This is a genomic window from Massilia mucilaginosa, from assembly GCF_011682145.1.
Lineage (GTDB): Bacteria > Pseudomonadota > Gammaproteobacteria > Burkholderiales > Burkholderiaceae_D > Telluria_A > Telluria_A mucilaginosa.
The window spans coordinates 38,645-53,949 of the sequence record NZ_WHJH01000018.1 but is presented as its reverse complement, the minus strand read 5'-3'; the positions used below and the strand labels follow the sequence as shown (position 1 = coordinate 53,949).

Below are 15,305 nucleotides of genomic sequence, written 5' to 3'. Positions count from 1 at the left end.
TTTGTGTCGAGACAGATGATAAGGTTACTCAAATTAAGCCTTGGCCACTTCTGCCAGGCTCCAGGCTTTCGCCTGCAGCGCCTTGGCGCGGTCGTCATACTTTGAGTCGACCAGCTTCATCTCGTCGTCGGTCACATCATTAAATTCATTCTTGATCAGATCACGTGCACGGTCCGACGCCAGCGCCAGAATGGCACCGAATTCGTCGTACGCGAGCGCCGCGAACGCCTCAACGTTCTTGATACCGGCCAGGCCCAGCTTGCCCGCAGTGTTGCGGTCCATGCCTTCCAGGTTAACCAGCTGCTCGTCCATCCCTTCCAGGCCTTCTTCCGAAGCGATTGCTTCAGTCACCAGCGCATCACGGGCACGGGTCCGCAGTTCGTTGACGGTATCTTCGTCGAAGGATTCGATATCGAGCATCTCGGAAATCGGCACATACGCGATTTCTTCGAGGCTAGCGAAGCCTTCTTCCACCAGGATGTCGGCCACTTCCTGGTCGACGTCGAGTTTTTCCATGAACAGTGCGCGCACTGCCGCGGTTTCCTGAGCCGATTTGTTCTCGGACTCTTCCGCTGTCATGATATTGATCTTCCAGCCGGTCAGCTCGGCAGCCAGGCGCACGTTCTGGCCGGAGCGGCCGATCGCGATGGCCAGGTTTTCCTCGTCGACCACGACGTCCATCGCATGCTTTTCTTCGTCGACCATGATCGACGAGACATTCGCCGGCGCCAGCGCGCCGATGACGAATTGGGCCGGATCTTCCGACCACAGCACGATGTCGACGCGCTCGCCGCCCAGTTCACCGGTCACGGCCTGCACGCGCGAACCGCGCATGCCGACGCAGGTACCGATCGGGTCGATGCGCTTGTCGGCTGTATACACAGCGATCTTGGCGCGGACGCCGGCGTCGCGCGCTGCCGATTTAATTTCGAGCAAGCCTTGTTCGATTTCCGGCACTTCCAGTTCGAACAGCTTCATGATGAATTCCGGCGCGGTGCGCGACAGGATCACCTGCGGGCCGCGCATATTGCGGTCGATGCGCAGGATGTAAGCGCGGACGCGGTCGCCGATGCGCAGATTTTCCTTGGGGATCATCTGGTCGCGTGGCAGGCGTGCTTCGATCTTGCCCGATTCGACGATCGCGTCGCCGCGTTCCATGCGCTTGATGGTGCCGGTCACGAGCGAGTCGCCGCGCTCCAAAAAGTCGACCAGGATCTGTTCGCGCTCGGCGTCGCGTACGCGCTGCAGGACCACCTGTTTGGTGTCTTGCGCGAAGCGGCGGCCGAATTCGACCGACTCGATCGGCTCTTCAATGTATTCGTCGACTTCGATGTCGGGGATGTTTTCCTTGGCTTCGAAGTGCAGGATTTCCTGGTCGGGCAGTTGCAGGCCGGCCTCGTCGGGCACCACGTGCCAGCGGCGGAAGGACTCGAACTCGCCCGAATCACGGTCGATGGACACGCGAATGTCGACTTCGCCCTCGTAACGCTTCTTCGTGGCTTGCGCCAATGCGAATTCGAGCGCCCCGAAGACCACATCTTTATCGACATTTTTTTCGCGCGCCAGCGCGTCAACCAATAACAAAACTTCGCGGCTCATGCTTTGCGTCCCTTAAAATCCACTTGCGGCACCAAACGGGCCTTATCCAAGTCGGCGAGCGTAAACTCCAACAGCGCCGGACCATCCTTGCTTTCAAATTCCAATGCGATATTCTCGCCTTCCGGGGCCTGCAAGATACCGGTGTAGGTCTTGCGGTCGGCCGTGCCGGGCAGGGCCACGCGCAGCTTCACGGTGCATTCGCAACCGGCGAAACGCGCGAAGTCGGCCAGGGTGCGCACCGGGCGGTCGAGCCCCGGCGACGAGATTTCCAGGCGCTCGTAATTGACGTTTTCCACAGTCAGTACGTGCGACAGCTGGTGACTCACGGTGGCGCAGTCCTCGACCGTAATCGGGCCTTTTTCGGCCGCGTCGGCTGCAGTGAAATCGATATACACGCGCAGGATGCCGCGCTCGCCCCGTTCGACTTCAACGAGTTCGTAGCCCAGGCCACCGACTGTCTTGGCGATTAATTCAAACTGCTGCAAACAAGTTCTCCAGATCACGGTCCCGCAGGACCACTAAAAACGATTTACCAAAAAAAAAATGGGCATCTGCCCATCTTCCTATACTCCCAACCAGATGAAAGCACTTGCACCAGTCTGTGGTGGGAAGAACTTTTATTAGGCTGCAGATTATAACCTGTTATCGGGCCGTTCGCAATCCGATGACGGGCAAATGAACAGGCATACAACACTTATCAAGCTTAAAACAAAAGCCGCGCCAACAGTGCCGCGCGGCGCGGCGTGCGCACGGGCGGGGGGCACAAAACAACACCCCGGCCACCCGCGCGCGCCAGCGCTTAACCGCGGCGACCGCGGCGCAGCATGCCGTGATCGGCGCCACGCGGACCTTGCGGCCCCTGCGGACGGCGATTTCCGCCGCCGGCATTCCCAAAACCAAACGTGGTCTGCAAGGGATCCGGCTGACGCGGGCCTTTGGCGCCGGCGCCATTACCACCGTTGCCACCGTTGCCGCCGCCCGGACGCGCGCTGCGCGGCTGCCCGTCACCCTGCGGACGCGCCGAACGCGGCTGGCCATCGCCCTGCGGACGACCTTGGCCTTGGCCCTGGCCACGGCTCTGTCCATCGAAGCCACCGGCGCTGCGCGATTGCCCGCCCATGCCGCCACCCATGCCGCCCGCACCACCGGGACGTCCCTGCGGACGGCCACCGGCGCCGCGTCCCGCACCGCCACGCCCGTTCGGCGGACCGAACGGATCGGCATTGCGGTTGGCGTCGACGCGGTCGATGCGGTTGCCATCGGAACGCTTGTCGTCGTCGCTGCGCGGCTTGGCGTCGCTGCGGCCTTTCGGACCGCGCGCGTCGGCGCCGGCGCCGGCGCCCTTCTTCTCGACGCCGAACGCGGCCAGCAGGTCGCGCACGGTGTTTTCTTCCATCTCATCCCAGCGCCCGCGTTTCAGGTTGCTTGGCAGGGTCATGATGCCGTAGCGGGTACGGATCAGGCGCGAGACGGTCAGGCCGACCGCTTCGAACATGCGGCGCACCTCGCGGTTGCGGCCTTCGCCGATGACCACGCGATACCATTTGTTGATGCCCTCACCGCCGCCATCGGCGATCTTGGTGAACGACGCCACGCCGTCGTCGAGCTCGACACCGGCCAGCAGTTTCTGGCGCATGCCCTCTTCCAGCTCGCCAAGGGTACGCACGGCGTATTCGCGGTCGATATTGTAGCGCGGGTGCATCAGGCGGTTGGCCAGGTCACCGGAAGTTGTGAACAACAGCAGACCTTCGGTATTGAAGTCGAGGCGGCCGACGGCCAGCCATTTGCCGGCTTTCATGGTCGGCAAGCGGTCGAATACCGACGGACGGCCTTCCGGATCGTCGTGGCTGACGATTTCGCCGGCCGGCTTGTGGTACACCAGCACGCGCGGCGGCTTGCTGCTCACCTTGCGGTGGATCAGCTTGCCGTTGATGCGCACCGCGTCGGACGGCAGGATGCGCTGGCCGATGTGGGCCGGCTCGCCATTGACCGACACGCGGCCGGCGACGATCAGGTCTTCCATGTCGCGGCGCGAACCGAGACCGGCTTCGGCCAGCACCTTGTGCAGCTTCGGCGCATCGTCGTCCGAGGTCAGGTCGCGGCGCACCACCTTGACTGGCTGCGCGCGGCCGCCGTCGTTGGCGTCGAAGGCGTCCGAGGTGACGTACGAAAACGCCGCATCGGCATCGTTCATCTTGTTCTTGCCGTGGTGCTGCAGGCCCGGATTGCCTTTTTTGTTCTTTTTGACGCGCGGCTTGGCATCGAGGCTGCGCTCCGGACGCGGACCGCGCTCCGGGCGGGCGACCGGCTCGGCCGGCGCTTCGGCGACCGCTTCCGGTTCGCCCGACTCGATACGCTCCATCTGGATACGCGCTTCGCGCTGGCCGCGCAGTTCGCGCATCTGGCGCGGACCGCGTGGCGGACGCGGGCCGCGCTCGCCATTGGCTGGCGCAGCGCCGTCGGCGGCCGGGGCGGCCGCATCGGCGGTGGCCGGCGCTGCCGGCGCGGCGGCTTCTTTCGGGGCGCGCGGCTTGCGGGCGGCGGGAGCGGGCTTGTCGCCGGCGGCTGGCGCGGCGGCCACGGGCGCGCTGGCGGCGGCCGGTGCTGCGGCGGCTGGCGCTGCGGCGGCTGGCGCGCTGGCGGCTGCCGGAGCGGACTCATCCGCTGCCACGGCAACTGCTTTCCTGGCGCGCGGCTTGGCCGGGGCCTTGGCCGGCGCGTCGTCGGCGCCAGGCGCTGCGGCGGGTGCGGTAGCCGGCGCGGCGGCCTCGCTGTCGGCCACGGCCTTCTTGGCGGCGGCGCGTTTCGGTTTCGGCGCTTCGATGCCGGCGGCGGCATCCGCCTCGATCTGTGCCTTGGTGCGGCGTTTTGGCTTGGCTGTTGCCTCGTCCATGCCTGCTACGTCGGCGTTACTTGTCTCTGTCGGTTTAGTTGGATTCATTATTCGTTTCTTGGTTGTGCTGACCTGGCGCAGCGTCAACCGTTATTTCTGGCGCAGGGTCGTGAATGAGGACTTCAGGAGATGAAGTATCGGAGCCGGCCGCATCCGCGACGGCGGGAGGAAAGACCCCCTGCGCGTCGCCGCTACCTGCACCATCGTCGTTTGCGGCCTCCGAGGCCGCCGCTTTATCAAAATTTTCCTGCAAGGCCGCCTCGAGTGTTTCCATGTCGTGACCGCCCCGCATATCGCTGATTTGCTGCAACGGAGGCAGCTGGGACAGCGAATTCAAGCCCAAATCGTCAAGGAACTGCTTGGTCGTGCCCAGCAAGGCCGGGCGACCGATCACATCGCGGTAGCCGATGGCATCGATCCAGCCGCGGTCTTCCAGCATCTTGATCGTCTGCGAATTGACGGCAACGCCCCGTATTTCTTCGATATCGCCGCGGGTGACCGGCTGGCGGTAAGCGATGATCGCCAGGGTTTCCAGGGTCGCGCGCGAATACTTCTGCGGCTTTTCCGGGCTCAGGCGATCGAGGTACTGCTTCATTTCCGGGCGGCTCTGGAAGCGCCAGCCGCTGGCGAGGCTGACGATTTCGATGCCGCGTTCGCTCCAATCGCGGCGCAACTCTTCGAGCATGATCTTGATGGTATCGGCGCCGACCCCGGCGCCGATCGGGCGGCCATGGTCATCGACATCGACGAACAGCTTCTTCATGCCGTGGATCGACATGGGCTCGCGCGCACAGAGCAAAGCGGTTTCGAGGACCCGTTTGGCCTCATCAGTATTCATAACGATGTCGTGTGCGGATGTTGCAATTAGATCTGCGGAGAAAAAACAACCAAATACCATTCAACGCATGGCAGCGCGCGTCACAGAATGACGCCGAAAGCATGAAAACACGTTGAAACTGGAATCCGTCGCCTGCGACGAAGCGCGCCGGGCGGGAATGTTACAGGTAGCGAGATGCGAACCCTGCCACACGGCTACCTGCATACCTGGCGAGGCTAAACCGTTGATTTTCAAGAGAAACGATGGTTCGTCGCAGCGGCAAGGAGGCCAAGCTCCGGGCGCGCACTACACGAACGATCGACATCGTTTGCTCCAACACAGGCCATTGTACCCGATAAAAGCGCAAAAAGGACAAGTCCCCGCGTCAGAATCCCCTGCAAACGCGCCGCACCAAAACAGCCCGCACCCCCACACCGGGGTCAGAGCTCTGACTCGCAACTAATTGCCGCACAGATTCACAACAGCTCACAACCGGGGTCTGAGCTCTGATTAGCAATAAATTGCCAGGGGAATGCGCGGGCGCGGTATCGGCCAGCCTCGTTGTCGCAGCTCTCCTATGAACGCGATACGCCAAGGCCAAATTTTCACCCAACAAGCAAGCAAAAATCGCGTTTATCGGGTGCGACGGCGCAACTAATTGCTAATCAGAGCTCAGACCCCGGCGCGGAGAAATTGCATAAATGCAAATAATTACACATTAGAGCTCTGACCCCGGTTGTAGGAATGAGGGAGGGATGTGCTTCGATTTGTGGGAAATGTCTTAGCTGCCGAGCTTTTCGGCGAGGATGGCGGAAACGCCGAGGAAGGCGGGATACTCGGCCGTAATGACGAAGGTCGGTACTTGCGCCAGATAGTTGACGAAGCGCCCCTTTTGCTCGAAGCGCCGGCGGAAGCACGAGCGCCCAAAGCGCTCGCCCAGGCGCGGCACGATCCCGCCACCTATATAGATACCGCCCTGCGCCCCAAGGGTGACCGCAAGATTGCCCGCCACCGTGCCCAGCATGCCGCAGAACGCTTCGATCGCCTGGTCGCACAGCGCACACTCGCCCGCCAGCGCGCGCCGCGAGATCTCGGGCGCGTCCAGTTCCTGCGCTTCCTGTCCCGTGTGGTGCGCCAGCGCCCGGTAAATCAGTTCGATGCCGTCGCCCGATAGCAGCCGTTCCGCCGATACATGCTCGTACTGGCGCCACGCAAATTGCAAAATCGCGACTTCGGTCTCGCTGGCCGGCGAAAACGTCACGTGCCCGCCTTCGCTGAGCAAGGCGGTCCAGCTGTCGCCCGCGGGAATCAGTCCCGACACACCCAGCCCGGTCCCGGCACCCACCAGCCCCAGCGGCGTCCCGGCACGCGCCACGCCGCCGCCGACCTGCTGTTTCTTGTCGGCCAGGTGCGGCAAGGCGCGCGCGAGCGCGGTGAAGTCGTTGACCACTTCCAGCGTTTCAAACCCGCACTCGACGCGCAAGGCGGCAATCGAGAACTCCCAGTGATGGTTGGTCATGCGCACCATGTCGCCCGTGATCGGATTGGCAATCGCCAGCGCGGCGTGACGCAAGCCGCCCACCCCGGCCGCCGCCACCTTGGGCGAACCCAGATAGGCGCGCAGGGCATCGGCCAGGGCCGGGTAGTTGGCACACGGCAGCACGTCGATCAGGCCGACCTGGCCGGGAGCCGTCTCCAGCGCGAAGCGGGCGTTGGTGCCGCCGATGTCGGCCAGCAGGCGCGGACCGTCAACATAGGGGGATGGCAGGGCAACAGGGTGAGGCGCGGTGGCGTGGTCGGTCATGGTGGCGATTGTTCTATGGACTCGCCAAGCTTAATGGATCACATGCCGACGGTGCAAGCTTTCTTTGTAGTTTTAGTACATATGCAGCACAAATTCTGGACTCAAGGCGACTTGCGGCTAGCCCGGGCGTAGTATAGGTACGCGCCCGGCATGGAAAACGCGCTGGAACAGGGCCGGTCAGCCGGCCTGGACGGTGCGCTGCGCGGCATCGCCGGCATGATGCGCATTCCACGCGTCCAGCCCGCCATGCAGGGGCCGCGCGCGGTGATAGCCAAGCGCGATCAGTTCCCTGGCCACCTGCGCCGCCGTGACATCGTTGGGGCAGCTGCAATAGACGATGATGTGGCGTTCCTTGTCGAGCAGGGCCACGAAGCTCTCGCGCGCGGCGGCGTTGTAGATCAGCGCGCCCGGCACGGCCTGTTCGAGCTGCTGGGCGGTGATGCTGCGCGCGTCGACCATGATCGGCTGCTGGCCGCCATGGATCAGCTGCACCAGCTCGCTCATGCTGATGCGCTCGATCTGCATGCCCTGGCGGAAGCGGCGCCGCTCGACGTATTTGTACAGAATGAACAGCCCCAGCAAGGTCAGCAAGACCATCAGGGCGGTGCTGCCCATGCTTTCGAGCATGACGAGGACTTTGTCGACGCTCTTGTGGAACAGGGCGCCGATGGCGATCCCGGTGCCGCTCCACAGCAGGCTGCCGGTCATGCTGAAAGCCAGGAAGCGCAGCGTGCTCACGCCCAGCGCGCCGGACATGGGCGAGGCGATGATGTTGAAGCCGGGAATGAACTTGGCGACCATCAGCGATTTGGGGCCGAAGCGCTTGAAGCGGTCTTCGGTCTGGCTGACGCAGTAGTCGGGCGAGAGCGATATCTTGCACAGCAGCCGCAGGATGCGCTTGCCGTAGTAGCGGCCGGCGTTGAACCAGATGACGTCGCTGATCAGGCAGGCGCCGATGGCGACGGCCAGGCACACGCCCCAGCTGATCTCGCCGCCCACGGAGAGCGCGCCGGCCACGATCAGGATCGGGAAAGCGGGGATCGGCATACCGATTTGTTCGACCAGCACGATGGCAAACACGATGAGCACACCGTAGAGCTGAAGCAATTCGATAAGATTGGGCATGCCGCTATCTTATCCGAAAACGCGCCGCGCTTCTCCCCCGAAAGTGGTATCGCAGCCGGCCGGCGACAAGCGGCTGTGGCGCATCCGCCGCAGCCGCACCCATCGGCCGGCGGGTGGCTTATGTACGCGGAATCGCCGCCAGCAGGGCCCGGGTGTAGGGATGCTGCGGATTGCGGTACAGCTCGTCCGAGTCGGCCATTTCGACCACCTCGCCGGCGCGCATCACCATCACCCGGTCGGCCATGTACTTGACCACCGACAGGTCGTGCGAAATGAAGATGTAGCTCATGCGGTATTCGTCCTGCAAATCCTGCAGCAAATTGAGCACCTGCGCCTGCACCGACACATCCAGCGCCGACACCGATTCGTCGCACACCAGAATCTCGGGCCGCATGGTCAGGCAGCGCGCAATGGCGATGCGCTGGCGCTGCCCGCCCGAAAACTCGTGCGGATAACGCTGCATGGCGTGCGCCGGCAGTCCGACCTTGCCGAGCAGTTGCAGCGCCATGGCGGTCCGTTCGCCATCGTTCGCGCCGATGCGGTGGATGCGCATCGGCTCCAGCAGAATCTGCCCCACCGTAAAGCGCGGGTTGAGCGAGGCGTACGGGTTTTGAAACACGATCTGGATGCGCCGCTTGTAAGGCAGGAAATCGCGCGCCGGCATGCCGATCAGGTCCTTGCCGTCGAAGATCGCCGTGCCGCCGCTGGCCTGGTGCAGGCGCAGCAAGGTCAGTCCGACCGTGGTCTTGCCCGAGCCCGATTCGCCCACCACGCCCAGGGTCTTGCCGCGCGCCAGGGTGAACGAGACGTCGTTCACGGCGCGCATTTCACGCTTGCCGAACAGCCCCTCGCGCGCGTAAAAATGCTTGCTCAGCTTGCGCACGACCAGCACCTCCTCGTCGCCGGCCGCGTAGCCGCGCTGGCGCTGGGCGCCCGCGACCGGCTCCCGCCCCTCCAGGTAATCCTCCAGCACCGGCAGGCGCAGCGGACGCTGGTCCAGGCGCGGCCGGCAGTGCAGCAGGGCGCGCGTGTAAGCATCAAGCGGATGGTCGAGCACCTGGCGCACCAGGCCCTGCTCGCGCACTTCGCCATGGCGCATCACGATCACCTGGTCGGCAATCTCGCTGACCAGCCCCAGGTCGTGCGTGATGAACAGCACCGACATGGCGCGCTCTTTCTGCAATCGGGCAATCAGCGCCATGATCTGCTTCTGGATGGTGACGTCGAGCGCGGTGGTCGGCTCGTCGGCGATCAGCAGGGCCGGCTCGCAGGCAATCGCCATGGCGATCATCACGCGCTGCTGCTGCCCGCCGGACAACTGGCCGGGGTAGGCGTCGATCTTGTGCGCCGGATCCGGCATGCCGACGTCGTCCAGCAGCGCCAGGGTGCGCACCCTGGCCTGCCTGGCGCTCATGCCCATGTGCTGGCGCAGCACTTCGCCGATCTGGTAGCCGACCGTCAGCACCGGATTGAGCGACGACATCGGCTCCTGGAAGATCATCGCGATCCGCTTGCCGCACAGGCGGCGCCGCTCGGCGCGCGGCAGCGCCAGCAGCTCGACGCCGTCGAACACGATGCGCGACGCCGGGTCGATCATGCTGGTCTCCGGCGCCAGCAACCCCATCACCGCCAGCGAGCTGACCGACTTGCCGCTGCCGGACTCGCCCACCAGCGCCACGGTGGCATTGCGCGGCACCGAAAACGACACGCCGCGCACCGCCTCGACCGTGCTGTGCTTGTCGACGCGGAAGGCAATGCGCAAGTTGTTCACTTCTAGCAGCATGCTTGCCTTCTACTTGAGTTTTGGATCGAGCGCATCGCGCAGCGCGTCGGTGAACAGCGAAAACGCCGTCACCAGCAGCGCCATGGCGCTCGCGGCGGCGGTCAGCTGCCACCATTTGCCGAGGATCAGTTCGTTCTGCGCTTCGTTCAGCATGCTGCCCCACGAGACCACGCCGACCGGCACGCCGAAACCGAGAAAACTCAGGATCACTTCGGCCTTGATGAAGCCGACCGCCAGGATCGACAACTGTACCAGCGCCACGTGACTGACGTTCGGAAAAATATGCGAGAACATCCTGCGCCAGTGCGAGGCGCCGATGGCGTCGGCCGCCAGCACATACTCGCGCCCCTTGTGCTTCATGTACTCGGCGCGGATCAGGCGGTACGGCCCGGTCCAGCCGGTCAGCCCGAGAATGAGCACGATGGTGCTCACGCCCTTGTGCTGCAGCACGGCGGCCACCGCGAGGATCATCAGGATCGAGGGAATCGAGGTGAACACGCTGTAGAACCAGTTGAACAGGTCGTCGACCACGCCGCCGAAGTAGCCGGACAGGGCGCCGGACAAGGTCCCCAGCGCGACCGCCAGGAATGCCGCCGCCAGTCCCACCACGATCGAGGTTTCGCCGCCCTTGATGGTTTTGAGCAGGACGTCGTGGCCCCATTTGTCGGCCCCGAACGGCAAGGTCGCCAGGCGCGGCGGCGGCGGCGCGCCGATCGCCGCGCCCTGCGCTGCAATGATGGCGGCGATGTCGCCGGCCAGCGGATCGAAGGCGTTGGGCGGCGGCGGCCCGTTGCGCGCCGCGCCGGCGCCCTCCCCCATCGACGCATCCGCACCGAGGAACGAGGGCGGCGCGTAGGTGACGGCCACCTCCTCTTCCCAGCCGGCGGCGATCAGGCCGGTGCTTGACAAGGCCAGCAGCCCCAGGAACAGCGCCACCACCGCCAGCGCCGCCATGGCCGCGCGGTCGGCGCGCAGGCGCCGCAGGGCCAGGGTCCACAGGCCCGCCGGGCCGGGGTCCATACGCGCGGCCATCATGCGAGCTGCACGCGCGGATCGACCGCCTTGTACAGCAGGTCGGCCAGCAGGTTGAACACCATGGTGGCGGCGGCCACGACCACGGTAATGGCCTTGATCACCGGAAAATCGCTGCGCTCGACCGCCAGAATGACTTCGCGCCCGATCCCGGGAATGCCGAAAAACCGCTCCAGCAAGAACGCGCCGATCAGCAGCGCCGGCAGGCTCGCCATCACATGCGTGATGATGGGAATGGCGGCGTTGCGCAGCACGTGCACCCACATGACGCGGCGCTCGGGCAAGCCCTTGGCGCGCGCCGTGCGCACGTAATCCTGCTGCACTTCGTCGAGCACGAAGCTGCGGTACAGGCGCAGGGTCGGCGCGATCGACACCGCCAGCCCGATCAGCACCGGCAGCGCCGCATAGCGCAGCAAATTCTCGCCCAGTCCGCTACCCCAGCCCTGCACCGGAAACAGCCCGAGTTTGTAGGCCAGAGCGTACTGGAAGGCGATGATGTACACCAGAATGCTGACCGACATGCCGACCGTGCAGGCCAGCATGAGCGCGCGGTCGGTCAGCGAGCCGCGCACGAAGGCCACGGCCAGCGCCAGCGCGATGCCGATCGTGGTTTCGAGCACGGTCAGGGGAATCAGCACCGTCAGCGACGGCCCCAGCCGGCTGGCGATGATGCGCGACACCGGTTCGCCCGTGCTCCAGGAATTGCCGAAGTCGAAGCTGAGGATCTGCTTGACGAAGATCCATAGCTGCACATGCATCGGCTGGTCGGTGCCGAGCTGGCGCCGGATGTTCTCGATCTCGGCGGCATCGGACATCTTGCCGGCGAGCAGATACGCCGGATCGCCGCCGATCCAGTTGAACAGAATGAATACCAGCAGCACGACGCCGGCCATGGTGGGCAGCATCTGCCACAGGCGGCGCAGGATATAGGCAGGCATGAGGTGCGGCGGGGTCCTTCCGGGTCGGCGTACGGTTTGTTCGGCAGGCCATGACGATAGCGCATTTTTGCCCGGCGCGGTGGCGCCCGGCGCGGGGGCCTGGCAAGCGACGCATGCCGGCTGTCACGCAGAAAATAATCTTTGTTGACGGCAGACAACGGAAACAAATTCAAGTACAAATTTGTAGCGTTGGGAAACTGTTGTTTCGCTGCCAAAGTGTACGGCGTGTACATTGACAGTCCGACATTCCAGTGTTGAGATGTGTGCGCTTGGAAAACGTTCTCACCAACTATTTCACAAGAAAACGAGAGACACCATGTATTTTTCGCCCATCTCAGCAAGCCTGTGCTGAGAATCGGGCATAAAGCGAAATATGCATGCAGATATAGAAGTTTTTAACATTGATACCCTCTGGAGTTACACATGTTTAGAAAAACCGTAATGGCGCACGCCGTCTCTGTGGCGCTCGCTTCGGCAGCATTCACCCTGGCCGCACCGGCCATGGCGCAAGACCCGTCGGCACCTATCCAACGGGTCGAGGTCACCGGCTCGAGCATCAAACGTGCGAGCGCCGAAACCGCTTCCCCGGTCCAGGTCATCACCGCGCAAGACATGGCCAAGTCCGGCAAGGGCACGGTCGCAGAATACCTCCAGACCCTGACCGCCGACGGCGCCGGCTCGCTGCCGACCGGCTTCGGCAACGGTTTTGCCGCCGGTTCGACCGCGATCTCGCTGCGCGGCCTCGGCGCCACCTCGACCCTGGTGCTGCTCAACGGCCGCCGCATGGCGCCGTTCGCGCGCGCCGACGATGGCCAGAAGAGCTTCACCGACCTGTCGACCATCCCGATGGAAGCGGTCGAGCGCATCGAAGTGCTGAAAGACGGCGCCTCCTCGACCTATGGCGCGGACGCCATTGCCGGCGTGGTGAACATCATCCTGCGCAAGGATTTCACGGGCCTGATCGCCAAGGGCACGATCGGCCAGTCCAAATACAAGGACGGCGAAATGGCCAAGGGCTCGCTGACCTGGGGCAAGGGCAACCTGGAAGCCGACGGCTACAACGTGCTGGTCAACGCCGAGTACTACACCAACAACGAACTCAAGAACAAAGACCGCGCCAACCGCGGCTGGATCGGCCACGGCGACCTGCGTCCGTACGGCTACGCGATGGATACCCAGTTCGCCTCCGGCTACCTGGCAGGCAGCAACAACACCGGCGCCAGCCCGACCGGCTCGATCCGCAACCCGGCCAACAACACCTACGTGTCGCTGCCAGGCTGCGCGGCCCTGTCGCAAACCAGGAACAGCGATCCGCAAGGCGGCTGCCTGTGGCACCACGACCAGTTCCGCTCGATGCAGCCGCAGGTCGACGGCCTGAACCTGTACACGCGCGCCAGCAAGAAGCTGGGCGAGGACCTGCAGGTCTACGGCGAAATCGGCTACTCGAAGCGCGATACCTCGTTCACCCTGATTCCGGGCGAAATCACGCGCACCTATGCCGGTCCGCCAACGGCCGGCAATCCGACCGGCGTGACCAACTGGGGTTCGGGCGCCGGCACCACCATGCAGCTGGCCGCCAACCACCCGCAGAACCCGTACGGCGTGCCGGTCCGCGTGCGCTATTCGGCCTTCGACGTGGGTCCGAGCGAGCGTTCGGTCAACAATGAATTCAACCGTCTCGTGGTCGGCGTCAAGGGCGCGGCCATGGGCTGGGATTTCGACACCTCCTACGTGCATTCGGAATCGAAGCTCGACCTCTTGTACAGCAACATGCTGAACCTGCGCGTGGTGCAGGCGGCGCTGGGCAATGCGGCCAGCCCGTACTTCCCATACTACATCGGCGACCAGGCAAGCAAGAACCCGGCTTCGCTGTACCAGGCCATGGTGCGCACCGCAACGTCGCATTCGACCACCAAGCTCGACATCGTCGACTTCAAGGCCTCGCGCGAGCTGTTCCAGCTGCCGGGCGGTGCCCTGGGCCTGGCCCTGGGCGCCGAACACCGCCGCGAAAAACTCGACAATCCATCGCTCTCGGGCACCGAAGACGGCTCCATCAACTCGTCCTACGTGGCAGCCAAGGGAGAAGAGAAGATCTCGGCCGTGTTCGTCGAAATCGCGGCGCCGGTGCTGAAATCGGTGGAACTGTCGGCCGCGCTGCGTTACGACAAGTACACCAACTTCTCCTCGACCACGCCGAAACTGGGCGCCAAGTGGACTCCGATCAAGACCTTCGCCGTGCGCGGCACCTACTCGGAAGGCTTCCGCGCACCGGGCGCGGCTGAATCGAGCGCCTCGTCGCGTTCGACCGGCACCGCCACCACGCGCGATCCGGTCCGTTGCCCTGGCGGCACGCCGGCGGCCGGCGGCGGCAGCGCCACCGATTGCGCGATTTCGCTGGCGGCGGTCAAGGTCGGCAACCCGGCCCTGAAACCGGAAACCTCGAAGGGCATGACGCTCGGCATGGTCTGGGATCCGCTCAACGATACCAGCCTGTCGGTCGACCTGTGGAAGATCAAGCGCAGCGACGAGATCAATCCGCTGCCGTACAACGAAGCGGCGGCCCTGCCGACCGCGGTGCGCGCCGACAACAACCTGGTGGTCGGCGGCGTGGCCATTCCGAACACCGGCACGATCCTGATTTCGAATGCGCCGTACCGCAATTCGAGCTTCACCGAAATCAAGGGCGTCGACTTCGACATCAAGCAGAAGTTCCGCCTCGGCGACTACGGCCGCGCCAACCTGGGCCTGACCTGGACCTACATCGATTCGTGGATCCGGGCCGAGTCGGCCAGCGTCAAGTACCAGTACGCCGGCACCCACGGCAACTGCGACACGTCCAACTGCGCCGGTACGCCGAAGCAGAAGATCAGCTTCGTGGCGGGCTGGGACTGGAACGACCTGAACCTGACCTTGACCACCAACTACCGTTCGAAGATGAAGAACGTGCAGTTCGAAGGCGACCTGTGCGCCTCCAAGTTCGCCAACGGCGCCCTGGCCCCGAACCCGGAATGCACCCTGGCCTCGTTCACCGCGACCGACCTGTCGGTGCGCTACAACGTGTCGAAGAACTTCCAGCTGTTTGGTTCGGTCAACAATCTGTTCGACAAGATCGCACCGCTCGATCCATTGACCTACGGCGGCATGAGCTACAACCCGATGGACGCCAGCGGCGCCATCGGCCGCTACTTCAAGGCTGGCGCGCGCTACCAGTTCTAGCCTGAGGCAGCTGTGATTGCATGAGCGGAGGGCGGTGCGCAGGCATCGCCCTTTTTCGGTTCCGCTACAACGGCGTGCCTGCGCATGAGGACACGATG

10 protein-coding genes are annotated in these 15,305 nt (G+C 64.2%); 1 reads left to right on the top strand and 9 read right to left on the bottom strand.

The window, feature by feature from the left end; translation table 11 throughout:
* Positions 1-33: 33 nt before the first annotated feature.
* From nusA to F2P45_RS16340, 9 genes are all read right to left on the bottom strand, one after another.
* Positions 34-1,599, bottom strand: coding sequence for a transcription termination factor NusA (nusA, locus tag F2P45_RS16380; protein ID WP_099874597.1), 1,566 nt, complete (start codon positions 1,597-1,599; stop codon positions 34-36).
* Positions 1,596-2,084 carry a ribosome maturation factor RimP gene (gene rimP / locus F2P45_RS16375; protein WP_166877117.1) on the bottom strand — a complete coding sequence of 163 codons (489 nt, stop codon included), beginning with the start codon at positions 2,082-2,084 and terminating at the stop codon, positions 1,596-1,598. Before rimP ends, nusA begins: the two co-directional genes overlap by 4 nt.
* A 314-nt stretch (positions 2,085-2,398) precedes the next feature.
* Entirely contained in the window at positions 2,399-4,540 is a 2,142-nt protein-coding gene (gene rluB, locus F2P45_RS16370; protein WP_166877114.1) for a 23S rRNA pseudouridine(2605) synthase RluB, read from the bottom strand.
* Complete coding sequence (gene scpB / locus F2P45_RS16365; protein WP_166877111.1) at positions 4,527-5,330, bottom strand: SMC-Scp complex subunit ScpB; 804 nt, start codon at positions 5,328-5,330, stop codon at positions 4,527-4,529. The genes rluB and scpB overlap by 14 nt, the downstream gene beginning before the upstream one ends.
* Before the next feature lie 760 nt (positions 5,331-6,090).
* The gene (locus F2P45_RS16360; protein ID WP_166877107.1) at positions 6,091-7,113 is read right to left on the bottom strand and encodes a glucokinase; all 1,023 of its coding nucleotides are present in this window, start codon (positions 7,111-7,113) and stop codon (positions 6,091-6,093) included.
* A gap of 177 nt (positions 7,114-7,290) precedes the next feature.
* The gene (locus tag F2P45_RS16355; RefSeq protein WP_166877104.1) at positions 7,291-8,238 is read right to left on the bottom strand and encodes a VTT domain-containing protein; all 948 of its coding nucleotides are present in this window, start codon (positions 8,236-8,238) and stop codon (positions 7,291-7,293) included.
* A 118-nt stretch (positions 8,239-8,356) separates the two neighbouring features.
* The gene (locus tag F2P45_RS16350) at positions 8,357-10,021 is read right to left on the bottom strand and encodes an ABC transporter ATP-binding protein (protein WP_166877101.1); all 1,665 of its coding nucleotides are present in this window, start codon (positions 10,019-10,021) and stop codon (positions 8,357-8,359) included.
* 9 nt (positions 10,022-10,030) lie between these two features.
* Positions 10,031-11,053, bottom strand: a complete 1,023-nt coding sequence (locus tag F2P45_RS16345) for an ABC transporter permease (RefSeq protein WP_166877281.1) — start codon at positions 11,051-11,053, stop codon at positions 10,031-10,033.
* The gene (locus tag F2P45_RS16340) at positions 11,053-11,991 is read right to left on the bottom strand and encodes an ABC transporter permease (RefSeq protein ID WP_166877098.1); all 939 of its coding nucleotides are present in this window, start codon (positions 11,989-11,991) and stop codon (positions 11,053-11,055) included. Before F2P45_RS16340 ends, F2P45_RS16345 begins: the two co-directional genes overlap by 1 nt.
* 423 nt (positions 11,992-12,414) lie before the next feature.
* Between F2P45_RS16340 and F2P45_RS16335 the strand changes: the two genes are divergently transcribed.
* The gene (locus F2P45_RS16335; RefSeq protein WP_223164764.1) at positions 12,415-15,207 is read left to right on the top strand and encodes a TonB-dependent receptor; all 2,793 of its coding nucleotides are present in this window, start codon (positions 12,415-12,417) and stop codon (positions 15,205-15,207) included.
* Positions 15,208-15,305 lie beyond the last annotated feature (98 nt).